Genomic DNA, 24074 nt, shown 5'->3' on the forward strand with positions numbered 1-24074 from the left:
TGTACTTTAGCCACGGAATCTTAACGAACAAACAAATTCAATAACAAGCGTAAGCGAGACATTTTACCCAAGTTTTCAAACTGAATCGAAAATGTTAAATCAATTTAAAGTATACCGCAAATATGTTCGATGCAAAATTTAATCCGCAGTAAAAGCCTCACACAACTGGCTGAGCAACTGACCAAACAGGGGCAATACATCCTCCGGGCCATGCGGACTGTCATCGTCTGTGCTTGCAATCAGGTAGCTGATGGTCACTTTATCCAGATTTTCGCGGTAGGTCAGCCAGTGCTCGGAATCGGTTTCTGCAATCAATTCAAACTTATGAAACCCGGACTCAATAATCTCTGCCAGCATTTCTGGCGCCAGCCCTGCAAACAAGGTTTTGCCTATCGTCACTTGTGCCCGGGCATAATCTGGCTGGTGCCCATCCTGCGTTAATGGCATGAGCAAAAAAGCGTACAACATCAAGCCAAAACACTGATACACCCCCAGCATATCAAAGTCGCTTTGCAACTCATCGGCCGGATGGCGCTCTGCAGAACGTATGGCCTGAAAAGTTAAAAAACTTGCCAGATAATGCGCAGCCTCTTCCACATCGGCATTTGCATAGGCAGACTTGGCCGCTTCAGCAGACAGCGGCACTGCGTTGGCTTGGGCCTGACAGAGCTGATGTAACCACTTCAGCCGCTCTTCATATGTCATTTCCATAACTATTCCTTTATTAATGATTCCTATATATATGTTTGCTACAACAGTTAATCTACTTCCGGCAATGCCTCAAGTGCTTCCTGTAGCGACAACCATTCACTCTCAACCGTATCCAGCTGTTTCTGGTTTTGTGCCTGTGCAATCAACAGTGCTTGCAAAGCCTCCCGTTGCGAGGCTTCATAGATACCGCTCTCAGCCAGTTGGCTGTCTAGTGATTGCTTGGTTTGCTCCAGCTCGGCCAGCTGCTTCTCCAGTGCTGCCAGACTTTTGAGCAGCGGTCTGCGCGCTTGCAACCGCGCCTGTCGATCTGCTTTTTGCTGATGATAGGCATTCTGTTTAGTGGCGGTGCTTGTTGGCTCGGACATGGCAGACGGCGCAGATTGCAGTAAAGACTGCTTGTAATCTTCCAAGTCACCATCAAACACGCTGACCTGTCCTTCAGCAACCAGTACAAATTTTTCGCAGCACGTCGCCAGCAGTGTGCGGTCGTGCGAAACCATGACCATCCCCCCTTCATAGGCCTGCAAGGCCATAGACAGGGCATGGCGCATTTCGATATCCAGATGGTTGGTGGGTTCATCCAGCAAAATCAGGTTGGGACGTTGCCAGATGAGCATCGCCAGCGCCAGCCGTGATTTTTCGCCGCCGGAAAACGGGCCACACGGACTTTTTGCCATCTCGCCCCTAAAATCAAAGCCGCCCAAAAAGTCCAGCAGCTCCTGCTCCCTGGCTTTAGGGTCCAGGCGTTGCAAATGCATGAGTGGCGAATCCTCGGCGATCAGTTGCTCCAGCTGGTGTTGCGCGAAATAGCCGATGCGCAGGTCTTTGCCCTCCACCCGCTCGCCCGCCAACAAGGTTTCAGATTGCGCCAGCGCCTTGATCAGCGTGGATTTACCTGCGCCATTTTTACCAAGCAATCCGATACGCTCACCGGGGCGAATCGCCAGATGCGCCAACTTGACCAGTGTTTGCTGACCATAGCCCAAGGCCGCTTGATTAATCACCAGCAAAGGATCTGGCGCGGCGCCCAGATCACGAAAACCGAAACTAAAGGGCGAATCCACATGTGCAGCACTGATGCGCTCCATGCGCTCAAGCGCCTTGATACGGCTTTGGGCCTGACGCGCCTTGGTGGCCTTGGCACGAAAACGGTCAATATATTGTTGCAAGTGGGCGATTTGCTGCTGCTGTTTTTGGTAGCTGGCTTGTTGCAACACCAGTTTTTCAGCGCGTTGGCGTTCAAAATCGCTATAGCCGCCGCGGTACAGGCTCAGTTGCCGCTGCTCAATATGCAGGATATGGTTAACGGTGTTATCCAGAAACTCGCGGTCATGCGAGATCAACAATAAGGTGCCGCGATAAGCGCTCAGCCAGCCTTCCAACCAAATCACCGCTTCAATATCCAGGTGGTTGGTCGGTTCATCCAGCAACAGCAGATCAGAGCGGCACATCAGCGCGCGTGCCAGATTCAGGCGCATCCGCCAGCCGCCCGAAAAATCACTGACCGCTTGACTCAGTTGTGACTGGGTAAAGCCCAGCCCCGCCAGCAAGGCACTGGCTCTAGCCTCGGCACTGTAACCATCAATATCGGCCAATCGTTGATGCCACTCCGCCACCTGTATGGGATCCTGTGTGCCATTGGCCTCAGCCTGCGCCAGATTTACTTGCAGGGCATGCAACTCTTCATCGCCTTCGAGCGTGTAGGAGAGTGCAGACTGCGCAAGCGCAGGCGTTTCCTGCGCCACATGGGCAATCACCCATTGCTGCGGAATCAGTAACTCACCAGCCTCGGCCACCAGCTCGCCACGCAACAAGGCGAACAGGCTGGATTTGCCTGCGCCGTTCGCCCCGGTTAAACCAACCCGATGGCCGGGATGCAACTGAAAGCTGGCGCCTTCGACCAAGGGCTTGCCTGCCCGCGAAAAAGTCAGCTGCTTAAACTGAATCACTCTTGAATACCTTTGAACGTCATCGAACAGCAAAAGAATCGCATTTTAAACGAATCATGCCCGCTCGGCGGATAAATCCTTGAAGCGCCGCTGAAATAGCGGTGACGCCAGATAAAATCGCGTAATGTAGTTGTGACGCTGACAGTGACGCAACTGTTTTCGAGTAAAATAGTCACATAAATAAATAATATCTTTTTTGTCCTGCAAAATCCCTCAATATGCCCCTGCAAAAAATCAAACGCTGGCTGCTCTCTTTGTTGATCGGCCTCCTCATCCTGCTGGCAGGCATCGTCGGGGTTATCCAGTTTTACGTGTTTCCCCATATCGACGACTATCGCAGCCGGATCGAACACACCTTGAGCGACGCGCTCAAGCAAAATGTCACCATTGCCAGCATAGCCATCCGTTGGCGTGGCCTGGCACCGCAAGTCACATTGGGCAAGGTGACGCTATACGATACGCAACAACGCCCGGCGCTTGAACTGGCCCAGGTCACCACCCGCCTGTCATGGAGCAGTCTGGCGCTACTCTCACCCTCTCTGGTCAGCCTCAATATTGATGCACCCAATCTGGTAGTGAGAAGAACTGCAGAGGGTCAAGTCTTTTTGGCAGGCATTTCCATGTCCGGACAGGGGAATCCAGCGTTTGCCAACTGGCTGCTGTCGCAACGACGCATCAAAATATCCAATGCCACGGTGACCTGGCTTGATGAACAACGCCATGCTCCGCCTTTGCTGCTTAAGGATTTGAACATCCAGATATTGACACCGGTCTGGCAACGCCTGTTGCACCGTCACAGCATTCATGTTGATAGCCTGGTTTCAACAGGGACCAAGCAACGTATTCATCTTGAAGCCGTCGCGGTTGGCGATGATGTATCCAAGCCAGAAGCATGGCATGGCGAACTCTCGCTCCGTTTGCCTGAAACAGACTTGGCGGCCTGGAGCCCCTGGATTGACCTGCCTGTCGCGCTGACAGCGGGCAAAGGCAACCTGACCGCGACGCTGGCCTTTGACAAGCTGCAGCTACAGCGACTGGCGGCACAGGTTGCGCTCAATCATGTTGCAGTCTCGCCCGCCCGGACATCGCAAACCTTTATCGCCAAAACGGTCAGTGGTGAAGTGCGCTGGCAACGCGTAGAACAACGGCAAATGCTGACACTCAAGCACTTTTCTGCCGACATTGAGCCCGGCCTCATGCTCAGCGATGCCAATGGTGAGGTGCAATGGGACCAGCACGGTCATGAAGGCACACTGAGCCTCAAACAACTGGGTCTGACGCATAGCAACCTGCTGGCGCAATGGCTGCCTGCCGACGCCGCCCTCACCCGCTATCTCGAAAACATGGTCCCCACGGGCAATGCCAGCAAAGTCAAGGCTCGCTGGCTATACCACGACAAGCAGTGGCAGGATTACGCCATCACAGCCAGCTTTGATCATATACAAACCAAGGCGTATGAAAAACTCCCTGGCTTGCAAAACTGGGCTGGTCAGCTGTCTGTCAAACCCAATGCAGGCAACCTGGAGCTGGACACAAAAGAGGCCACACTTGAATTGGCAGGTCTATTGCGCTGGCCGCTACCGATTGATCAGCTACAAGGCGAAATCGAGTGGCGCAATAACGGCCAAAAAATGTTGATCAGCACACACAATCTGCATTTTGCCAACCCGCATCTGGCGTTACGCACCAACATGGAATACCAATTGGGTGCCACCGGTGGCGATACCATACAGCTTCAAAGCCAGATTGAACGTGGCGATGCCAAATTTGCGTCGTTCTATTATCCCCTGGTGCTTGATCAGGCCACCCTGCACTGGCTGGATACCTCGATTCTGGGTGGCCAGATCCGACACGGCGAAGTGATTGTCAAAGGCCGGGTCAAAGACTTCCCCTATGTGAATGCAGCGTTTCATTCAGATCCGTCACTGGGTTTATTCAGGGTCACAGCCCAGCTTGACCGTGCCAGCCTGGAATACGGGACCGATTGGCCGCAACTGCAAGACATCGACGCCTTCCTCAAGTTTGAAGGCAAGCGCATGGATATTGCCGTTAAAAATGCCACCACGGTCGGCCAGCACATTACGCAAGCACAAGTAGAGATTCCGAGACTGGATGCAGATGACCCCATTCTGAGTGTCAAGGCCGTCGCAACTGGCAACCTGGAGCAAGGCATTAAATTCATCAACACCAGCCCGGTCAAGCAAGTCACCATGGGCTTTACTGATACGCTCAAAGCCACCGGCGCGGCAGACCTCAAGCTGGCGTTACAAATTCCGCTCAATAACGTGGATGCCAGCCAGTTTCAGGGCGACTATGCGATCAAAAATGGCCATATCGCCGCCAATACGCAACTAGCCATGCCCGAAATGGGCAATATCAACGGGCATCTCAAATTCAACGAGAAGGGCTTGCAGGCGCAAGGCATACAACTCAGCCTGTTCGACAATCCGGCCACCCTGAGCTTGAGTACCCGCCCGGACAAATCTGTGATGATTCAGGGCAGCGGCCGCATCACGGATGCCGCCCTCAGAAAGCTGGATAACAACCTGTTAACGCGTGCCTTGCATGGCACCACTGACTGGAAAAGCAATGTGCTGATTCAGGCACCGAATCTCAGGCTGGATATTCGCTCGCAACTGATAGGCATGACGATTGATTTACCCGAGCCCGCCAAGAAAACGGCAGACACACCTGCCAACCTGATCATCCGTGTGCGTCAGGAAAACAACCAGCCGGATAAAATTGCGATTGACTACAATGAGTGGCTACACGCCAACCTGTTCCGCCAGGTCAATGGCGAAACGGCAACCATTACCGCAGGAGAAATTGCCATCAACACCCCAGCCCGCTTGCCCACAGGCAATGGCATCAATTTGAGGGCCGACTTTCAAAAGCTCAACATTGATGAATGGCTGCCCTATCTTAATCAGTCAGGCACGCCCCAAAACTCGGCCACTTCTTCACTGGCGCTCAATCAGGTAGAACTGACCGCAGGCACTTTGCATGTGTTTGACCGCAATCTGCATCAGATCAAACTGAATATCACGCCCGAAAGTGAACGCCTCAAACTGCTGATACAAAGCCAGGAGCTGGCGGGCGAGGCAGACTGGCTGGCGGGCAAACCCAATAAACTGGTGGCCCGTTTAAATTATCTGCGTGTGCCACGCACCCCGGATAACGACAATACGCCAGCCCCCGCCGAGGCGCGCAGATTGGACATGACCTACCCGGAGCTGGATATTACTGCGCAGGACTTCCAGTTTGGCGACAAGCAATTAGGCAGTCTGGACTTAAAAGCTTTTAACAGCGGCGAGAGCTGGGTGATCCAGCGCATGAGCATTACCAATCCGGACAGCCAACTCACCGCAGACGGCACCTGGCGCAACTCGGTGCGCAGCCCGCAAACCCAGCTAAAATTCAACCTGAACTCCAGCAACCTAGGCAAAACCTTGCAGCGCTTTCAGCCCGGAGGGGAAATGGTCAAGGGCGGCACAGGCAACATGAATGGCCAACTAAGCTGGCCAGGTAGCCCGCACGAGTTTGCGGTTGAACGCCTGGATGGCAGCTTCACCATGCAGCTTGAAAAAGGCCAGATCCTGAAAGTGCAACCCGGCGTGGGACGCTTGCTCGGCCTGTTGAGCTTGCAGAGCTTGCCACGGCGCTTAACGCTGGATTTCCACGACTTGTTTAGCGAAGGCTTTGCCTTTGACAAAATCACCTCTACCGCCAATATTCGCGACGGAATTTTACGCAGCGATGACCTGTTTATGACCGGCCCCGCTGCTGAGGCCAGAATCAAGGGGGAGACCAACCTCAAGGCCGAAACGCAGCGCCTCAAAGTGCGGGTCGTCCCACATATTTCCGACTCGGTATCGCTCGCAGCGCTGGCTGGCGGACCAATTGTCGGTGTGGCTGCCTTTGTCGCACAAAAGCTGCTCAAAGATCCACTTAACAAAATCAGTGCCAGTGAGTATATGATTACAGGCACCTGGGATAACCCGCAGGAAGCCGACGCCGATAAAAAAGCCCCGGCCACCCCTGCTGTTCAACCTTTAAAAAATCTGCATTAATGTCAATATCAAGCATTTAAACTGGAAACTTGCCATGGCCGACAATAAAACCAAAAAACTCAAATCCTCAGCCAATGATGACATCGTCAAAGTTGCGGCGATCCAGATGGCGTCCAGCCCCAGTGTGTCGGCCAACCTGGTCGAGTCCAAGCGGCTCATCGAAATGGCGGCCAAGGCGGGCGCCAAACTGGTGGTGCTGCCCGAGTACTTTTGCATCATGGGGCTTAAAGATTTTGACAAGGTCACCATTCGCGAGAAGCCCAATACCGGGCCTATCCAGCAGTTTTTGAGCAAAACCGCCAAAGCCTACAAAATCTGGATTGTCGCTGGCACAGTGCCACTGGAAAGCAATTACGCCAATAAAGTGCGTAACAGCTGCCTGGTGTATAACGACAAAGGCGAACAAGTCGCGCGCTATGACAAGATTCACCTGTTTGGCATGGATATGGGCACCGAGCATTACCATGAAGAAAACACCATTGAACCTGGCGATACCGTGGTCACCGTAGACACCCCGTTTGGCCGCATTGGTCTCTCGATTTGCTACGACTTGCGCTTCCCCGAGCTGTTCCGCGCCATGGGCGATGTGGATATGGTCGTGGTGCCCTCAGCCTTTACCGAAACCACAGGCAAAGCCCACTGGGAAACCCTGGTGCGCGCCCGTGCGGTTGAAAACCTGTGCTATGTGGTTGCTTCTGCGCAGGGGGGTTACCATCTCTCTGGCCGCGAAACCCATGGTAACAGCATGATTGTCGATCCGTGGGGCGTCGTGCTTGACCGCTTGCCACGTGGCTCCGGGATTGTCATCGCCAATGTTAACCGCAACTATATTAAAAACCTGCGCGAAAGCTTGCCTGCGCTTAAACACAAAACCATTAAAGCCATTTAATGAAAACCCTGAGCATGCAAGCGGCACTCCTTGGTGAAAAGTCACTCAAACCAAAACAACCCGCTCACCAGACGCTGAAAGTAAAGTAGACCCACTATGCAAACACACCTGACCACAGCCAACGACTTACTGCTGCGCCCTGCTGGACTGGATCAAGAAGCGCTGACCAATGTGCTCTCCGGCATGATGACGCACAATATCGACTATGCCGACCTGTATTTTCAATACAGCCGCAGCGAATCCTGGGGCCTGGAAGAAGGTCAGGTCAAATCCGGCAGTTTCAATATCGACCAGGGTGTTGGCGTGCGCGCCGTCAGCGGCGAAAAAACGGCTTTTGCCTATTCGGATGACATCCACCTCGACGCCTTGCAACAAGCCGCCAGTGCCACCCGCGCCATCGCCAGCCTGGGGCAAGAAAAAACCGGCCATAGCATCGTCACCTGCAGCCACCTGCCGCTCTATCTGCCGCAAGACCCGATTGCCAGCCTCAGTGCAGATGCCAAAGTCAAACTGCTTGAAAAACTCGAGCGTTACGCCAAGGCCCAAGACCCACGCGTCACGCAAGTGATGGCCTCCATGGCCGCCGAATACGAAGTCGTCATGGTCGCCCGCAGTGACGGCGTCATGGCAGGCGATGTGCGCCCGCTGGTGCGCGTCTCCCTGCAAGTCATCGCCGAACACAATGGCCGCCGCGAACAAGGCTCCAGCGGTGGCGGTGGCCGCTTTGATTACAGCTACTTCACCGATGAAGTGCTGCAAGACTACGCACAAAAAGCCGTGCATCAAGCCCTGGTTAATCTGGATGCCCGCCCTGCCCCGGCAGGCAGCATGACCGTCGTGCTCGGCAGCGGCTGGCCAGGCATTTTGCTGCACGAAGCCATCGGCCACGGCCTCGAAGGTGACTTTAACCGCAAAGGCAGCAGCGCTTTTAGCAATATGATCGGCCAGCAAGTCGCCGCCAAAGGCATCACCATTGTCGATGACGGCACCATCGCTGACCGCCGCGGCTCCCTGACTATGGATGACGAAGGCAACGCCCCGGAAAAAACCGTATTGATTGAAGACGGCATCCTGCGCGGCTATATCCAGGATACGCTCAACGCCCGCCTGATGGGCATGAGCCTCACCGGCAACGCACGCCGCGAAAGCTACGCGCATATCCCCATGCCACGCATGACCAACACCTATATGCTCAACGGAGACAAAGACCCGCAAGAGATTATCAAGTCAGTCAAAAAAGGCCTCTACGCAGCCAACTTTGGCGGCGGTCAGGTAGATATCACCAGTGGTAAATTCGTTTTCAGCGCCGCTGAAGCCTACATGATTGAAAATGGCCAAATCACCTACCCGGTCAAAGGTGCGACACTGATTGGTAACGGCCCCGACGTACTGAAACGTGTGAGCATGATAGGCAATGATATGGCGCTGGATAGTGGGGTGGGTACTTGCGGCAAAGAAGGTCAAAGTGTACCAGTTGGTGTTGGACAGCCTACCTTGAAGATTGATGGATTGACGGTCGGTGGCACGTCGGCGTAACTTACGTTCTTTATAATTTTATAATTAGTTGAATTTAAGATAAATGCGTGCTTATTATCTAACAAGTGAAAAATGGGCATTAGAAGCAATAAAGAAACGTCGGCTCAAACTATCTCGGTTAGACGAAATGAACGATCCCTTTGAGTTGCTTGGCGTTTCTCTCAAGACAAAGGAAAGTCGCTCAGTTTTTCTTCAACTGAAAAAGGAGTTGAACGAAGAAATAGGTATTTTATGCTTTAGCAAAACTTGGCATAACCCAGTCATGTGGAGCCATTACGGCAATAGACATAAAGGCCTATGCCTAGGGTTCGACTTAATGGACGATTGGACATTTCCCATTTCATATAAAGGCGTCCGCCTTAAAGAAGATACAGAAAAGGGCGTGAGAGAAAACAAGGAAACTCTAGGCCACCAACTTCTTACTACCAAGTATAAACATTGGGAATATGAGCGAGAAGTGCGAATGATCATACAGCTTAAACATGCTGTGAAAGATAAAGAATATTATTTTCTTCCTTTCTGTAATGCTCTTAACCTTAGAGAGGTGATCATTGGTGCACGAAATGATACGAGACCAGAGAAAGTTAGTTCAAATATATCAACTGAAGATTTTAAGGTGAAGATCACCAAATCTAGAATGGCATTTGGATCATTCAAAATTGTAATGAATAAAGCTTTCAAAGTGGTTGAAAGCGGTACTTCCTAAATCCTGTCCAAAAAAGTTTTGTGGGCAACAAGTTGCCCACCCTACAGCCTTAGAGGTTATGACTTCAAATTACGCATGCCAAAGTAAGCGATATACGCATAACAAATCACCGGCAACACAAAGGCATGATGTATTCCCAAACGGTCAGCCAGCAAGCCGGTTAAAAGTGGGATCACTGCGCCCCCCACAATCGCCGTTGCGAGCAGACCCGACCCTTTTTTCTCCTGCCCGGCTCTTAGGCCTTTGATGCCCAATGTAAAAATGGTGGGGAACATGATGGAGTTACACAAGCCCACCAGCACCATGGTAGCAATCGCCAGATTGCCTGTACTTTGCATGGAGACCAGGATAAATATGACCGAGAGCAATGCGTGGGTGATGAGCACTTTGGCAGGGGCAAATTTCTTAAGGGTAAAGATGCCGATAAAGCGGCCGATCATGGCGCCACCCCAGTACAAAGCCACCAACGGTGCGGCCTGGGTTTCTGCAAAATGGCTGATCTCCATCACATAATTGACCAGAAAACTGCCTATCGAGACTTCAGCGCCAACGTAGGCAAAAATACCGATTACGCCCAGTAACAGGCCTTTTTCTCGCAATACTTCAGACCAGCTGCTCTCGTCTGCTTCTGCGCTTTCGATCCCTGACAGGTTGATGCGTGAAAGCACGACTGCGATCACGATCAATACGCTAGCGATCAAGAAATAAGGATAAACCACGCCTTCGGCATAGCTGGAGTTAGTCAAGCCAGAGAGGATGAAATAGGCGCCAAAAAACGGGGCGACAAAGGTGCCGAGAGAGTTAAAGGCTTGAGCCATGGTCAGTCTGGAAGACGCAGTTTCTTTGGGCCCGATGATGGACACGCAAGGGTTTGCGGCCACTTGCAGTAGCACGATGCCAGACGCGAGCACGAACAAGGCCGCCAAAAACAAGCCATAGGTGTGCAATAGCACCGCCGGATAAAACAGCAGGCAGCCCAGGGCGGCCAAGGCAAAGCCGATCACCATGCCTTTTTGGTAGCCGACTTGCTCAATCAGTTTGCTAAACGGGATAGAAGTCAGGCCATAAGCCGCAAAAAAACAGAACTGGATCAAGGCCGCCTGGGCATAGCTCAAGGCAAAAATAGCTTTCAGATAGGGCACCAGAATGTCGTTCAGGCAGGTGATAAAGCCCATCATAAAGAACAGGATGGTCAGTGAAGTGAGCGCTTTTTTATACATATTTATTTTTAAAAATGATGAATTGCTGTCACTACACCATATCTGCAGCGACTTTGGAAGGGCCACCCTGCATTTGCAAAGCGAGTGAACTTGATCGTGAAAAATGCTTCAAACAGCAAAAATAGCTGACACATATCAAATTCCCTGCATATTCAGGAAGTTAGCCGCTTGACGATGACGGGTTACCGTTTGTAATATGAGTATGACAAGGCCACAAGCTTTATTTTCATTCATCTCTAGACCAAGGAGTTATGTATGGCAACCAGCAAGACCACTGATGTATCCGCAAAAAAAACTAGCGCCAAAAAAGCGGCCCCTAAAACTGACACCCCAAAAACCAAATCTGCCAGCCCCCGTAAAAAGTCTGTAAAACCTTCTATTATCACCAGCGAAGAGCGTTACAAGATGATTGAAGTTGCGGCCTACTATATCGCAGAGAAAAATGGTTTTGGCGATAGCCACATGGATTACTGGCTACAGGCTGAAAAAGAAATTGATCACAAGCTGAATGCTTGAATCTCAGCGGCCTGGGTTTGCTGGCCGCTTACCGTAATGATTTAGCGGTGCCGACGTGAACTGGATATCGGCACCGCTATGTTGTGCATATTGTAAAAATCCCAAAACTTCATGGTGACTCAACTTGAGTCCATAAGCCACATAGGGGTACTCTGAGAGTGGCACCTGTTTCTGGAAGAACGGCCAGTTAGCGCTGGGATTGTAAAACCGTTCAACCAGGCTGGTAATCGCCAATAACTCGTATTGTCCTTGTGCGTTTAACACCAACCACGGCCCGCCAGAATCGCCCACCGTAGGCATGGGAATCGTATGGTCGTACTGGTCGAGGTCGTTTAATCGGTTTACCGCCAGCAGCGCCTTTTCGGCATGCACCAGTTCTTGCGTATAGGCAAACTGGGTCTGTGCTTGCAGGTGCAACATCTCGTCCATGTCGCGATAGGGCTTGGGCAATATCTGATAAAAATCCGACAGGTCATGCACAGGCTTGCGTTCGCCGCAGCGCGGATGCCGCGTATCCGCCTCGCCATAACCGCGCCCATAGCCGCAAATCATAATCACATCTGGCACATGGTCGTCGATGCGAATGCGCAGCGGTTGGATCAGGCTTTGAACTTTGGCATCAAATACCAGCACCGCGACATCCTGAGTCAAATCTTCAGCTACACGGTCAAAGGGCCGGTAGAAGGCTTGTGTTAAGCGCACGTCCTCAAGCCCCAGCAGTTCAGGTTGCGCAATTCCTACAACGGGCAAATCTTTGGGGCCGGTCAGCCGCACTTCTTTCATGCAATGCGCAGCGGTAATCAGCGTCAATGGTTTGAGGCCCACAATGGCGGCACTGCAAATCGAGTCGTAATACTCCCACTTTTCAACAGACTGTAAAAAGTGTGCATGCTGTATGCTGAGCTTGACCGTGGAAATCGTCATGCCCGGAAACGTGAGCCCATGAATAATGGCTTGCGTGGGATAGCCCATGGTCAATCCCAGACACACCACGAGCACAGGCGCAATCCGCCTGAGCAAGCCTTGCTTGATGTACCACATCAGGATTAAACCGCTTAGTGCAAGCTTCTGGCAGCGTTATTTTTTAACTCTATGGGGCCAAAACAGCTTTCAAGCGAAGGATCATCGTCATCACAAGAAATAAAACTGCTGCCATCAGGTTTAAACAGCACAAAACTGGTTTGCTCGGTATTGATTTCAGAATGTTGTTTGGTGCAATCCAGGGCCTTGTTGCTTAAGGTCACGCGATGATTCAACTTGAAAAAACCATGTTCATCCGGTTGCGGGGTGACTTCATAACGCGCTTCAAGTTGCTCGTCGCCGCTAGTAAAAACCGCTGTGCCGTCTTCTTTAAACCAGTAGGTTTCGAGGCAACCACTCTCGGGCAATCTGGATTCCCAATAACCGATCAGGGGATGTTTGAGTGATCTGGGGTCTGCTTTCCCCTCTCCTTCTGCATGGACAGACAAACTGCTGAACAGCGTCGCCCCCAACACCACGGACAACAGGAAGAAGCTTGTTTTTTTGACTCGCTGATCACGCATTGCACACCCCCAAGATTGAAATGATGTAAAGCTGTCAGCGATTGTCATGGAAAAATTTTAAGCGCAGATAGTGAATGATTCACTTGAACGATTGCATTATTTCCTAGAATGACGCACTACCCGGCATCATCGCACTGTCATCTCCAGTGGCAGGCAATAAAAAACCCCGGAAAATCCGGGGTTGGTCATCGCAAGCAGATGAATTATTTCATCACGCGGTTGCGGTATTCACCTGTGCGGGTATCGATCTCGATTTTGTCGCCCTGGTTCACAAACAAAGGCACTGGAATTTCAAAACCGGAAGCGATTTTTGCTGGTTTCATGACTTTACCTGAAGTATCGCCTTTGACTGCAGGCTCGGTATAAGTGATCTCACGCACCACAGTGGTTGGCAGTTCGATAGAAATCGCTTTGCCTTCGTAGAAACGCACTTCACATGGCATGCCGTCTTCGAGGTATGGCAGCGCGTCTTCCATAAACTCGGCGTCCACATCGTATTGGTTGTATTCAGCATCCATAAATACGTAGGTAGGATCAGCAAAGTAAGAGTAAGTCACTTCTTTCTTTTCGAGCACGATCACATCAAACTTGTCCTGTGCGTTGTAGACGTTTTCGCTAGGCGCTTCAGTCAGCAAGTTTTTCATTTTCATTTTCACCACAGCCGCGTTACGGCCGGATTTGTTATATTCAGTCTTTACAACCACCATCGGGTCGTTGCCAATCATCACTACGTTGCCAACGCGGAGTTCTTGAGCGATTTTCATAATAAGCCTTAATTTGTATGCGGGATTTTAAAACGCCGGATTATACCCGATATGCGTGACATTTCTCAAGAAAACAAGGGATTAAGTGACCACGCTTGCAAATTGCTGTGTTGCGCGGGACCCGTGCACAAGTCGTATCTCATCGACTGCCTTGCTTGCTGCGTTGTTAGCGCATTGCGCTTTATGCTCATCGCTCACTTAACGCCGGATTTTGTCAATAAAACGCACCAAGTTGGTGGCGAGATCTGGCTGCTGCGATTGTTGCGCTTTAAACGCTTGCGCATGACTGGCAAGCGCGGGCAATGCAGTGACCAGCGATTGCCACAAGTCAGGACGCCAGTGCCCGCGTGCCCAGGCCAGCATGGTTTCACGCACGGTTTCGGCAACCGAGGCTTCGGCTTGTGCCAGATAGTGATCGAGAAAGGCATTGAGTTTAACCAGATGCGTTTCTTCGCTTTGCTGATACGGCAACCAGATCATGGGTTTGCCTGCCCACAATGCCCGTATCCAGCTATCCTCCCCGCGGACAAAATTCACATCGCACAGGTAAAGCAGGCGGTCGTAATCCGCTTGCGATAAAAACGGAATAACGAGAAACCTACACTGCTCGCGCTGGATCGTCTCACCCACCCGCAATGGGCTACTCCCCAACGCCTCGGCCAGCATGGGCGCGACGGTTTCTGGCACCAGTACACGCACTGGCTTGAGAGACTGCGCAAGCGACGTCACCAATGCGGCCAGCGGGGCATGCGCGTAGCAAAACAAGGAGAGCGTGAGTGCTTGAGGGGATGCGGCTATCGGCGGCGCAGGTTCAAAGGTTGACCAATCTGCCGTTGCCTGCCATGCGGGCAAGCTGGCCTCACGCAGCAGGCCACCGGTCTGCTGCGTAAACCCGGGGTAAAAGAAATAACGGATCAAACCATTGGCTTGTGGTGAGGGTTGTGCATGAAACCCCTCTACCCAGGGTTCTGCAGATAAATAATCGACATTGATCCAAGTGGCAGTGCCGCGCAACATGGCTTGCTGATAAATCTCTGGCAAACCACAGCCAAAGGTTTCAATGACGATATCGGCCGCTGGTGAAAAATCTGCGTCTGCAGTCCACTGCTGTAACTCAATGCGGGCATGTCCAGCACCCGCAAAACGTTCGGCCAACGCAAGATCATCCACCCACAGGCGCAATGCAATATCGTACTCATCGGCCAATTGCCTGGCCAGGCGCCAGCACACGCCAATATCGCCAAAGTTATCCACCACTTTGCAAAAAATATCCCAGCGGGCGCCAGACAAAGCTTGTGGAAGTGACGCAACAAGGTGTATATGAGTCGCACACATAGGAGGAATAAAACGGGGGAATGCCGCTGAAACTCAGGAAGCGCTAGTCTACCCGATCTTGCCAGTGGTCGGCAGCCTGGCGCGTTTATGCCGCTGAGGCGGTAGTCATTTCAGCGGTTTCTAGCCAGGTCAATTGCAACAGCTTGGCATCGGTCGACGCGCGATGGGGCTCCAAAGCCATTTGCTCACGCAGGCGCTGCTTGGTCTCATGCCAGATGGCTTTCTGGTCAAGCGTGAGCGTCAGGCTCAAATCTTCAAGCTTGAAGTTGGGGCTCAAGCCGGCGGCCTCATACAAGCCGTGTAACCAGACGAAGTCTTGATACCAGCCATCGGTATACACCGTTTTGCCATTGAGCATATGATTCAAATGCAAGGCAATCTCGCGTGCCGTCGCGCCATAAGTTTCCAGCGACTGACGGGATTGATGGTGTAGTTTTTCCGCTTCATCATCCCAGTGCAGCCAGTCCGCATGCGGCTGTACTTGCGCACTCCAGGTCTGCCCGCTTTTATCCACATAGCCAATTTCGACCGGATAACTGCCCGCGCCAAAGCCAGAGGCTTCAATGTCGATGATGATAGGTGGATTCATGGCAACTCTCTGCATTGTTTTTCTAATTTAGTCATCGTCAAAAAGACGGACTTCTTTAATGAAACAGAATTATACGCAGGAATATGACGTGCAAATGAATTAAAAGCATTTGTTTTCAACCGCTTATTGACATTCAGCCGCATAAACGCGGCTGAATGTCCTACCCCTGATTCATCCAACACCAGGGGATGCAACTCAAGCGATCAATAAGGGGGCAATAAAAGCAAAGAAGCTGCCGACCAAAAAGATGACCACAGAAAACCCGTAAATCCACAGGCTTTGCCGCCGGGTTTGCTGGCATAGCTTGGCTAACTGTGGATCCACTGGGCAAGGCAAATTGCGCGCACGCCACTGCATGATGCCGGCCAGCAGCAACATGCTGCCGGCCAGGCCAAACACCAGCGGCTTATGCTCGCTGATCCAGATCAGTTGCGGAAAATGGCTGATCAGGCTGGTCAAGGTTGCCACCGAGCCGATCGCCACCAGCGTGGCTGGCAAGGCACAGCAAATCAGCGTCGAGCCACTGGTGAATAGCGACAGCAGATTCAAGCGCTTGCTCGCCTGCAAATGATTGATTTCTGCGGCCATCATTTGCTACCTGCCTGGTGATCTGCCTTGGCCACTTCTGCCTGAATCGCTTCAACAGTCTGGTTCACCCGGGCCAGCTTGGCCACCGTATAGCCAGCATCTTCAATCACTTTGCTAAAGGCCGCGTCGGAGACCTCCTGGCCATCTTTGAGTTGCAAGGCAACCACCCGGCTTTTCAGGTCAACAAAAGCAGCCTGTTTCTGTGGCAAGGCATTGAGTTTTTTCTCGATGCCTTTGGCACAAAACGCGCAGACCATGCCGTTGACTTCGGCCTTGATCGTGGTCACGGCAAAAGCCGCAGGGGTCATTGCAGACAGCATTAATGTAATCAGTAATTTTTTCATGATTCAGATTCCTTTTATTCAATATTCAATCAGGGTTAAAACACAAACATGGCATTCAGGCGCGGCGCAAAGCCCTCGCCTTGCCAGGGGTTGGTCACCCCAAACTCAAGAAAGTAGTTTTTGTTGATGAGCCTTAGTGCAGGCGTCACCTGCACGGACGGATCGTTGTTGCGCATGGTTTTAACCTCCATGACAAACCATGGCTGGGTCTCGTTAAAGCCGGTTTCATAAAATGAAAACCCAGCTTGCACGGCGGCGGTGTCATAGTTCATGTGAGGGGCGCGGATCATGCGCGCCTTGGCGAGAAAATACAGCCGGGTAGACTCCACATCAAATTGCAGACTGGGCGTATAGGCAAAGCCATCATAGTGCCCGCTTGCCTCGCCGACGCTGCCGTTAAACCAGACATTGGCCTGGGCAGACGGCAGGTTCCAGCGTTTGATGATGCCGGTGTAATTGATCCCGGAAATGGTGGTGGCTTGCTCGCCTTTCCCCGACATGCGCATTTGCTCGACGCCAATGGCATGCCCAAAGGTGGGCGAGTAATTCAACATCCATTCCTGGTTGTAGCGACCGATCTCGGTCATGAGCATGGCGCTGTCCTCAAACCCCATCAGCGCCGCCGCGTGGGCAGGCAAACTAATCTGGCTGAGCAAGAAGGCGCCACAGGCAACATAACGTTGCTTAAACATATAGCCTCCATATTCAAAATGCAAAAACGCATTGTGCAAAAACGCTAGATACGGACGGATTTGTCCTGGGCGTTAAGCGAATATGGGTGGCTTGATCGCGGGAGGGTAAGTTTGTGAGTGCACAGGATCTGCCTCAAACAAGGGGGCAGCATGAGACTGTGCGAAGAAGACAACAGCTGGAAAAGCTTGCAGATCGGCCACACCGGTGCTAACCATGCAAAAACCGCAGACACTGCACTGATGACCGGGCGCGACTTCAGTATCCCCTTCAGGCATGGCATGTTTATGCGCGTCTGCCATATGGTGGCAAGGCATGGCTTCGGCCTGCGATTGCACTTGAGCAGAGCGTTCATGAGAAGACACAGCATGTGCGGCCAGATTGAAGGCCTGGTCAGCCAAGGTCATCTGCAATGACATGACGTTGGCAGCCATGACAAAGCATGGCAACCAGAAAATCAGGAACAAGCAGAGACGTTTACGCATGTCTTTAGGATAAGGCCTGGCCATGATTAGTTCAAGTCTTTGTCGATACTTTTACATGATGCTGCCAGCAGCGGGAGCGGCGCGATGCTTCCATCAGGCATAACGGATATCAATAATTTCATACTCGGTGTCGGCCCCTGGCGTCACCACATGTACGGTATCGCCCAGATTTTTGCCCAGCAGCGCTCTCGCCATCGGCGATACCCACGAAATATAGCCTTGCGAAGGATCCAACTCATCCTGGCCGACGATGCGTATGGTTTTTTCGCTGTCATCACCAAGGTTAAACAAGGTCACCCAGGCGCCAAAAAACACTTTTTCAGTATTGGTTTGCGTATGGCTGTAAACAATCTCGGCCGATTCCATGCGTTTGGTTAAAAAGCGGATACGCGAATCAATCTGCCGCAAGCGTCGTTTGCCGTAGATGTAATCCCCATTTTCGCTGCGGTCACCGTTGCCTGCCGCCCAGCTCACCACGCGGACCACCTCTGGCCGGTCGACTTTAATCAAGTATTGAAACTCTTTCTCCAGGGCGGCATAGCCCTCGGGCGTAATATAGTTTTTTTGTTCAGCCATTCAATTCCAAATCCATTTTTTGTACCCCGCACGCTGACTTCAAAGGCAAGCCCATGCTCGCCGAGCATATCATACAACGACATTGGTCTAGTATCTGCCAAACAGGCTTTTGCCTGCTGCATCCTCCCTTTGTGAAACATTTGTGAAAGTTTGATGAAAACGCTTTAGTTCAGGCCTTGTTTTACGTAAATAGGTTGAGCGTTGCAATCTGCACGCCCACGCCAGCCTGATGACTGGCCGTTGTTCAAGTTTGTCCCTGAGGAATTGTATGAAAAAGTCTCTCGCCCATCTCAATGTCGGCACCCGTTTGTTTTTAAGTTATGGATTGCTGATTTTATTTACCACCTTTATTTTTGTGATTGCCTGGCGCGGGTTTAATCATATCCACCAGACCTGGCAACAGTTTGAAACCGTACAACTGACCAAACGAACCCAGATCGAAAACGCCAGCAAAGGCCTTGGAGATGCGGTACATCACTTTAAAAATTACATCCTCAGAGGCGGCCGCGAAGCCCGCAAATTTGAACAAGGCCTCACCGATATTGAACAAGCCATGCAAGCCTATGCCGCGACCGGCGCGCTCAATGCCCAGGAAAAAGAGATTTTAGGTAATATCACCCTCGCCCTGACCACTTATCGTGACGCCATGAAACGCTGCGAAGCGCTCAAAAACGAAGGCATGGGCGTGACTGAGATTGATGCGACAGTCAAAGGCGCAGACAAGCCATTAAATCATTCTCTCAGGCTGCTGATGGATATGAACACTGCAGGCGTGTCGGATGCTTCTGCGCAATTTGCATCCACCATTGCCAGCGCGAACAAGCAGATCGAAATCGCATTACTGGTAGCGATAGTCATGGCCATGCTCATCGCCTGGAAAATGACCCACTCCATCACCAGACCGCTCGATCAGGCACTGAGCATGTCGCAGCATATCGCCAATGGTCAGTTTATTGTGCAGGCAGCGGTACAAGGGAGCGACGAAACTGCCCAACTATTAAACGAAATGCAGCGCATGCAAGCCAATATTCAGAACATCGTGCAATCCCTGAATGAAATGTCCAGCCAGCACCGGGCCGGCATGATTGATTACCGCATAGACAGCAGCCAATTTGCGGGCGCCTATCAGCAACTGACTTCAGGCATTAACCAGATGGTCGAGGAGCATATTGAGGCGCAGAGCCAGTCTTTGCAGGTGGTCACAGCCTTTGGCGAAGGGGATTTCAACCAGCCACTGGCGGCTTTCCCTGGTCAACGCAGCTATATCAACCAGAGCATTGAGCAGGTGCGCCAAAACTTCAACCGCTTAATGGAAGATGTGCATACGCTGTCAGCCGCCGCGGAACAGGGCCAGCTCTCCACACGCGTGGATGAATCACGTCATCAGGGTGAATTCAGGCAGATTGTGGCCGGCTTTAACCAGACGCTGGATGCCGTGGTCACGCCCTTGCAGACCACGGCGCATTATCTGGATCAAATGGCGGCAGGCAATATTCCGACCCGCATTGACACCCAGTTTGCCGGTGACTTTAACCTGATGCAAACCAGCCTGCAACACTGCGCACAGGCGATTCACCAGCTGATCAGCGATGTTCATCACCTGGCCTCGGACGCGCAACAGGGCAAACTGGATACACGGGTAGACGTAGAAGCACACGCCGGGGATTTCCGTCAGATTATCCAGGGCATCAACCAGACCCTGGACGCGGTGGTCTCGCCACTGCATGTGGCGGCAGACTGCGTTAAACGCATTGCGGCTGGAGATCTGCCCGCCCCTATCAATAACCAGTACCATGGCGACTTCAAGGTGCTGATCAACAACCTGAACACCTGCATCCTGTCCGTGAAGCGACTGGTAGCCGATACGCGCCAGATTGCCGATGAAGCCCAGCAAGGCCAACTGTATAGCCTGGTGGATGTGACGGCGCATGCTGGCGATTTCAGGCTGGCCTTGCAAGGCTCACAAGAGATTCTGCAACGCATGGTGGCGCCGATAGAAACCGTCAAGCAAGCGGCAGAAACCATACAGGTGGCTGCCGCAGAAATTGAAAAAGGTAATAACGACCTGTCACGTCGCACCGAGACGCAAGCCAATGCCCTGCAAGAAACATCAGCCAGTCTGGAAACCCTGACCAGCCATATCAAGCAAACGGCCGACCATGCGCGTCAGGCCCGCCAGCAGGCCAGTCAAGCCAACCAGATGGCCTTGCAAGGCGGCGATGCCTTTAAAGCACTGTCGACCACCATGCAAGGTATCAATGAGACCTCGGACCAGATTGCCCAAATCACCAGCGTGATTGACAGTATTGCCTTCCAGACCAACATCCTGGCGCTGAATGCAGCGGTAGAAGCTGCGCGTGCCGGTGAAGCTGGCCGTGGCTTTGCCGTGGTGGCAGGCGAAGTGCGCAACCTGGCCACCCGCTCGGCCGCTTCAGCCAAAGAGATCAAGGAATTGATTGCCACCTCGGTCAGCCAAACCAATGTCAGTGCCAAACAAGTGGGGCAAGCCGGCCGCACCATGCAGGACATTGTGCTGGCCGTGCAACAGGTCTCCAGTAGCATAGGCGCTATCTCCGAGGCAGCCGGTCAGCAAAGTGACGGCATGCAGCAGATTTATGCCTCCATGACCGCCATCGACGAGACCACGCAGCAAAATGCCGCCTTGGTAGAAGAAGCTGCCGCGGCCGCAGAAAGCATGCTGGAACAGGTGCACACCCTGGTGGCCTCCGTCAATCAGTTCAAACTGGAGGCAACACCAGAAGAAACACTCGCCCTGCCACAACAGACGTGGCGCTTAAGTGCCTGAAGCTTGCCTAGCCCCAGGCATAAAAAATGCGCCCGTCTTGGGCGCATTTTTTATGCTTCACGGTTAATTGTAATCGTCATTCACCTTTAACACGTTATAAACATAGTAACTAGTCTCACCAAAGCAGCTTGACGGCACGCCCTTGTGCTCTTCATATTGCAACCGGACGCGCTCACCAGACAAGGCATTGATTTTGGGAATCACGGCCGGATCGCGCACGGTAAAGTAAAACTTCTCGGCCTGGGTGCCGGGCACGGTGACCAGCACCAGCTCACCCTCCCAGGTTTTGCACAACCAGCCTTTATTCGAGAGTTTTTGCACATAGCCGACCCGGTCCCCCGATGAATACACCCAACTCAAGCTAGCCCAGGTATAGAGTGCAAACAAGGCCACCGGCAACAATAACCATAACAGCCACTTTAATACACGCATGTTTAAAATCCTGCTCTTCCGTAAATGATGAATTGTATGGCTGAATCATAAGGGATAAATCACTTGTACAGCCATATTTATTGTCATGGCGAACAGTTTGCCTTGTGGCCGCCTGGCCCTAGACTTAAGCCGGGGCTTTAAGGGCTATCGCCCGCACTTCAAACGGGTGCTGATCCAATAGCTGGCCGTGCTTGTCCCGCAGGCTTAAGACATGTTTGCCTGGGGGCGGCAAAGGAATCGTCAGTTGTGGCAAACGGCATTGGTTGATCAAGTGCTGATCCAGATACAGACAAGCCTGCCCGCTCCAGGCGGCTTGCACCAGCAAGGCTTGTTTGCGGTCGGGAATATCCGGATCTGGCGCAATCACCGCCCCCGCCGGTGGCGCAATCAGCTGTGCTTGTAGCGGTGCCAGACGAAGGGTGGTTGTAGCTGGCAGTGGCGCATTGCCTAGCACCCACTCTTGCCGGGGGGCCTCGATGGCTGGCACATAATGCACGGTTTGCGCCACGACACCGGCTGGCGGCACAGGCGGCGTAGACGCGCTGTCCCGGTGCAGATATTCCATGATGTCACGCCACACCGGCGCTGCGCCTGTCACGCCTGACACATCCCACATTGGCTCGCCAGAAAAGTTACCGACCCAAACCCCTACCGTATAGCGCTGGCTGTAGCCGATCGCCCAGTTGTCACGCATGCCTTTGCTGGTGCCGGTTTTCACCGCCGCCCATCCCCGCGTCGATAATGGGCTGGACAAGCCAAAAGTCATACTGCGTGCCACCGGGTCAGACAAAATATCACCGATGATAAAGCTGGTTTGCGGAGTGAACACCTGGCGTGATGGGGACAAAGGCTTGGTGCCTGTGTGAAAACGGATTGGCTGCCAATGGCCCCCATTGGCCAGTGCCCGGAAAGCATTGGTGAGCTGGAGCAAGCTGGTTTCGGCACCGCCCAGAGCAAGGCCAAAACCATAAAAATCGGCGTCCTGCTTCAAATCCTGTAAGCCCAGCTGTTGCAGGGTGTGTAAAAAACGGTCCACACCCACCAGGGTTAACGCGCGTACGGCAGGTACATTTAACGATGAGGCGAGCGCCGTGCGCACACTGACCGCGCCATGAAAATGGCGGTCATAGTCTTGTGGAATATACAAGCCGCTGGGCGTGGTCAGTGCCAGTGGCGAGTCATCCAGCACTGAGTCGGCTTGCAACCAGCCCTGATCTATCGCCAGTGCATACAAAAAAGGCTTGAGCGTAGACCCTGGCTGCCGCAACGCGGCCACGCCATCCACCGCTGCAGCCCCGGATAAATCGCCGCTGGAGCCAACATAGGCCAGTACCTCGCCACTGGTATTGTCAAGCACCAGCACCGCGCCGTCGGTCACATGCTGGCTGGCCAGTTGAGCCAGATGGGTTTGCAATGTTTGCCGGGCAAAACGTTGCACACTGGCATCCAAGCTGCTGCGGTCACGCTGTCCGGCCTGTGTGAGCAACCGCCTGGCCACATGAGGCGCATCATCCTGCCCGGCCATGGGGAAAGGCCGTTTCGGCAACAAGGCGGCGCGTATCCACAAGCGCTCGCAGTCTTTGCGTGCATCCTGCGTGTGCGTATGCGCCAGCACATCGCAAGCGCGCCCGGCCAGACGCGAAGCACTGGCGGCTGGCGCCCGCACCAGTGCTGCCAGCAAGGCCGCATCCAGACGATCCAGTGCCGCCGGGCCTTTGGCCAGCAAGCCACGCGCGGCCGCATCGATGCCCACCAGTTCGCCACGAAACGTCACCCGATTTAAATACGCCTCCAGAATCTGGTTTTTCTGCCAATCATGATCAATGGCCAGTGCCAGGCGAATTTGTGCCAGCTTGAAGCGCCATGGCGAGGTGTGTGAAAAGCCAGGCTGGGTGTCTTGCAGCCATAATTTGGCTAACTGCATGGTCAATGTACTCCCGCCGCGTCGATGCGGGCGATGCAGGTTATCCCAAATGGCAGACAACAGGGCCCACGGATCCACCCCCGCATGCTGATAAAAGCGCTTGTCCTCGGCCACCAGCATGGCCTGCTGCAAGCGTGGGGAAATCTGTGCCAGCGGCACCCAGTCCAGCCTGCGGTAATCATGATTCAGGCGCAAGCGTTGCAGCGGTGCGCCATGTCGATCCAGCAGCCAGGCCTCTGAACTCTGGCTGTGTTGCTTAAACTGGCCGAAGTCTGGCACCTTCACTGTCGCCACCCACAGGATCAGCAGGCAGATTCCGGCCAGCAGGGCCAGCACTACGCAAAGCCACGGACGACTGCGCAGACTGACCCACAATGGCAGGAAGAAACGTCGCATCACG

General features: G+C 52.8%; 21 protein-coding genes. 6 read left to right on the top strand and 15 right to left on the bottom strand.

Translation table 11 applies throughout. The annotated features are described in order from the left end of the window. Nucleotides 1-138 precede the first annotated feature (138 nt). A complete protein-coding gene (locus GOC95_RS09645) occupies nucleotides 139-711 on the bottom strand; it encodes a hypothetical protein (protein WP_275356863.1) in 573 nt (190 codons plus the stop codon). Between the two features lie 47 nt (nucleotides 712-758). Then, nucleotides 759-2660, bottom strand: a complete 1902-nt coding sequence (locus GOC95_RS09650; protein ID WP_275356864.1) for an ATP-binding cassette domain-containing protein — start codon at nucleotides 2658-2660, stop codon at nucleotides 759-761. A 218-nt stretch (nucleotides 2661-2878) separates the two neighbouring features. Here GOC95_RS09650 and GOC95_RS09655 point away from each other — a divergent pair, with 218 nt between their 5' ends. The 4 genes from GOC95_RS09655 to GOC95_RS09670 all read left to right on the top strand — a co-directional run bounded on the left by GOC95_RS09655 (nucleotide 2879) and on the right by GOC95_RS09670 (nucleotide 9861). Beyond that, nucleotides 2879-6730, top strand: a complete 3852-nt coding sequence (locus tag GOC95_RS09655) for a YhdP family protein (protein WP_275356865.1) — start codon at nucleotides 2879-2881, stop codon at nucleotides 6728-6730. Nucleotides 6731-6764: 34 nt separating this feature from the next. Next, a complete protein-coding gene (locus GOC95_RS09660) occupies nucleotides 6765-7619 on the top strand; it encodes a carbon-nitrogen hydrolase family protein (RefSeq protein WP_275356866.1) in 855 nt (284 codons plus the stop codon). Between the two features lie 96 nt (nucleotides 7620-7715). Continuing rightward, nucleotides 7716-9155 (top strand): metalloprotease TldD, encoded by a 1440-nt coding sequence (tldD, locus tag GOC95_RS09665; protein ID WP_275356867.1) that lies wholly within the window; start codon nucleotides 7716-7718, stop codon nucleotides 9153-9155. Nucleotides 9156-9198: 43 nt separating this feature from the next. Then, nucleotides 9199-9861: a DUF2971 domain-containing protein gene (locus GOC95_RS09670; RefSeq protein ID WP_275356868.1), complete on the top strand. Its 663-nt coding sequence runs from the start codon at nucleotides 9199-9201 to the stop codon at nucleotides 9859-9861. Nucleotides 9862-9917: 56 nt separating this feature from the next. On the opposite strand, the gene GOC95_RS09675 is transcribed toward GOC95_RS09670, so the two are convergent. Continuing rightward, the gene (locus GOC95_RS09675) at nucleotides 9918-11081 is read right to left on the bottom strand and encodes a sugar MFS transporter (protein WP_275356869.1); all 1164 of its coding nucleotides are present in this window, start codon (nucleotides 11079-11081) and stop codon (nucleotides 9918-9920) included. 255 nt (nucleotides 11082-11336) lie between these two features. On the opposite strand from GOC95_RS09675, the gene GOC95_RS09680 reads away from it, so the two are divergent. Next, nucleotides 11337-11597: a DUF2934 domain-containing protein gene (locus tag GOC95_RS09680; RefSeq protein WP_275356870.1), complete on the top strand. Its 261-nt coding sequence runs from the start codon at nucleotides 11337-11339 to the stop codon at nucleotides 11595-11597. A 3-nt stretch (nucleotides 11598-11600) separates the two neighbouring features. Here the strand turns inward: GOC95_RS09680 and GOC95_RS09685 are convergent, their stop codons facing one another. From GOC95_RS09685 to greB, 10 genes are all read right to left on the bottom strand, one after another. Continuing rightward, entirely contained in the window at nucleotides 11601-12638 is a 1038-nt protein-coding gene (locus GOC95_RS09685) for a hypothetical protein (protein WP_275356871.1), read from the bottom strand. A 14-nt stretch (nucleotides 12639-12652) separates the two neighbouring features. After that, nucleotides 12653-13141, bottom strand: a complete 489-nt coding sequence (locus GOC95_RS09690) for a hypothetical protein (protein WP_275356872.1) — start codon at nucleotides 13139-13141, stop codon at nucleotides 12653-12655. Nucleotides 13142-13344: 203 nt separating this feature from the next. Then, a complete protein-coding gene (gene efp, locus GOC95_RS09695) occupies nucleotides 13345-13905 on the bottom strand; it encodes an elongation factor P (protein WP_018986563.1) in 561 nt (186 codons plus the stop codon). A gap of 198 nt (nucleotides 13906-14103) precedes the next feature. Then, on the bottom strand, nucleotides 14104-15240 hold the full coding sequence (gene earP, locus GOC95_RS09700) for an elongation factor P maturation arginine rhamnosyltransferase EarP (RefSeq protein WP_275356873.1): 1137 nt from the start codon (nucleotides 15238-15240) through the stop codon (nucleotides 14104-14106). A gap of 85 nt (nucleotides 15241-15325) precedes the next feature. Next, a complete protein-coding gene (locus tag GOC95_RS09705; RefSeq protein WP_275356874.1) occupies nucleotides 15326-15829 on the bottom strand; it encodes a 3'-5' exoribonuclease in 504 nt (167 codons plus the stop codon). Between the two features lie 195 nt (nucleotides 15830-16024). Continuing rightward, nucleotides 16025-16417, bottom strand: a complete 393-nt coding sequence (locus GOC95_RS09710) for a hypothetical protein (RefSeq protein WP_275357220.1) — start codon at nucleotides 16415-16417, stop codon at nucleotides 16025-16027. Continuing rightward, nucleotides 16417-16761 carry a heavy-metal-associated domain-containing protein gene (locus GOC95_RS09715; protein WP_275356875.1) on the bottom strand — a complete coding sequence of 115 codons (345 nt, stop codon included), beginning with the start codon at nucleotides 16759-16761 and terminating at the stop codon, nucleotides 16417-16419. The genes GOC95_RS09710 and GOC95_RS09715 overlap by 1 nt, the downstream gene beginning before the upstream one ends. A gap of 35 nt (nucleotides 16762-16796) precedes the next feature. Next, nucleotides 16797-17453, bottom strand: a complete 657-nt coding sequence (locus GOC95_RS09720; protein ID WP_194747072.1) for a hypothetical protein — start codon at nucleotides 17451-17453, stop codon at nucleotides 16797-16799. Nucleotides 17454-17525: 72 nt separating this feature from the next. Continuing rightward, nucleotides 17526-17960 (bottom strand): hypothetical protein, encoded by a 435-nt coding sequence (locus tag GOC95_RS09725; protein WP_275356876.1) that lies wholly within the window; start codon nucleotides 17958-17960, stop codon nucleotides 17526-17528. Between the two features lie 69 nt (nucleotides 17961-18029). Further along, nucleotides 18030-18512 carry a transcription elongation factor GreB gene (gene greB / locus GOC95_RS09730; protein ID WP_275356877.1) on the bottom strand — a complete coding sequence of 161 codons (483 nt, stop codon included), beginning with the start codon at nucleotides 18510-18512 and terminating at the stop codon, nucleotides 18030-18032. A gap of 268 nt (nucleotides 18513-18780) precedes the next feature. Between greB and GOC95_RS09735 the strand changes: the two genes are divergently transcribed. Beyond that, a complete protein-coding gene (locus tag GOC95_RS09735; RefSeq protein ID WP_275356878.1) occupies nucleotides 18781-21318 on the top strand; it encodes a methyl-accepting chemotaxis protein in 2538 nt (845 codons plus the stop codon). A gap of 63 nt (nucleotides 21319-21381) precedes the next feature. On the opposite strand, the gene GOC95_RS09740 is transcribed toward GOC95_RS09735, so the two are convergent. Beyond that, nucleotides 21382-21750: a hypothetical protein gene (locus tag GOC95_RS09740; protein ID WP_275356879.1), complete on the bottom strand. Its 369-nt coding sequence runs from the start codon at nucleotides 21748-21750 to the stop codon at nucleotides 21382-21384. 124 nt (nucleotides 21751-21874) lie between these two features. Beyond that, the gene (pbpC, locus tag GOC95_RS09745; RefSeq protein WP_275356881.1) at nucleotides 21875-24070 is read right to left on the bottom strand and encodes a penicillin-binding protein 1C; all 2196 of its coding nucleotides are present in this window, start codon (nucleotides 24068-24070) and stop codon (nucleotides 21875-21877) included. Nucleotides 24071-24074 lie beyond the last annotated feature (4 nt).

Origin of the sequence: Methylophilus sp. YYY-1 (genome assembly GCF_029132825.1) — a bacterium.
Classification (GTDB): domain Bacteria; phylum Pseudomonadota; class Gammaproteobacteria; order Burkholderiales; family Methylophilaceae; genus Methylophilus; species Methylophilus glucosoxydans.

Coding starts and splice junctions, on each gene's coding strand:
- GOC95_RS09645 (WP_275356863.1), bottom strand. CDS start 711: ATGGAAATGACATATGAAGAGCGGCTGAAGTGGTTACATCAGCTCTGT.
- GOC95_RS09655 (WP_275356865.1), top strand. CDS start 2,879: ATGCCCCTGCAAAAAATCAAACGCTGGCTGCTCTCTTTGTTGATCGGC.
- GOC95_RS09660 (WP_275356866.1), top strand. CDS start 6,765: ATGGCCGACAATAAAACCAAAAAACTCAAATCCTCAGCCAATGATGAC.
- tldD (WP_275356867.1), top strand. CDS start 7,716: ATGCAAACACACCTGACCACAGCCAACGACTTACTGCTGCGCCCTGCT.
- GOC95_RS09670 (WP_275356868.1), top strand. CDS start 9,199: ATGCGTGCTTATTATCTAACAAGTGAAAAATGGGCATTAGAAGCAATA.
- GOC95_RS09675 (WP_275356869.1), bottom strand. CDS start 11,081: ATGTATAAAAAAGCGCTCACTTCACTGACCATCCTGTTCTTTATGATG.
- GOC95_RS09680 (WP_275356870.1), top strand. CDS start 11,337: ATGGCAACCAGCAAGACCACTGATGTATCCGCAAAAAAAACTAGCGCC.
- GOC95_RS09685 (WP_275356871.1), bottom strand. CDS start 12,638: ATGTGGTACATCAAGCAAGGCTTGCTCAGGCGGATTGCGCCTGTGCTC.
- GOC95_RS09690 (WP_275356872.1), bottom strand. CDS start 13,141: ATGCGTGATCAGCGAGTCAAAAAAACAAGCTTCTTCCTGTTGTCCGTG.
- efp (WP_018986563.1), bottom strand. CDS start 13,905: ATGAAAATCGCTCAAGAACTCCGCGTTGGCAACGTAGTGATGATTGGC.
- earP (WP_275356873.1), bottom strand. CDS start 15,240: ATGTGTGCGACTCATATACACCTTGTTGCGTCACTTCCACAAGCTTTG.
- GOC95_RS09705 (WP_275356874.1), bottom strand. CDS start 15,829: ATGAATCCACCTATCATCATCGACATTGAAGCCTCTGGCTTTGGCGCG.
- GOC95_RS09710 (WP_275357220.1), bottom strand. CDS start 16,417: ATGGCCGCAGAAATCAATCATTTGCAGGCGAGCAAGCGCTTGAATCTG.
- GOC95_RS09715 (WP_275356875.1), bottom strand. CDS start 16,761: ATGAAAAAATTACTGATTACATTAATGCTGTCTGCAATGACCCCTGCG.
- GOC95_RS09720 (WP_194747072.1), bottom strand. CDS start 17,453: ATGTTTAAGCAACGTTATGTTGCCTGTGGCGCCTTCTTGCTCAGCCAG.
- GOC95_RS09725 (WP_275356876.1), bottom strand. CDS start 17,960: ATGGCCAGGCCTTATCCTAAAGACATGCGTAAACGTCTCTGCTTGTTC.
- greB (WP_275356877.1), bottom strand. CDS start 18,512: ATGGCTGAACAAAAAAACTATATTACGCCCGAGGGCTATGCCGCCCTG.
- GOC95_RS09735 (WP_275356878.1), top strand. CDS start 18,781: ATGAAAAAGTCTCTCGCCCATCTCAATGTCGGCACCCGTTTGTTTTTA.
- GOC95_RS09740 (WP_275356879.1), bottom strand. CDS start 21,750: ATGCGTGTATTAAAGTGGCTGTTATGGTTATTGTTGCCGGTGGCCTTG.
- pbpC (WP_275356881.1), bottom strand. CDS start 24,070: ATGCGACGTTTCTTCCTGCCATTGTGGGTCAGTCTGCGCAGTCGTCCG.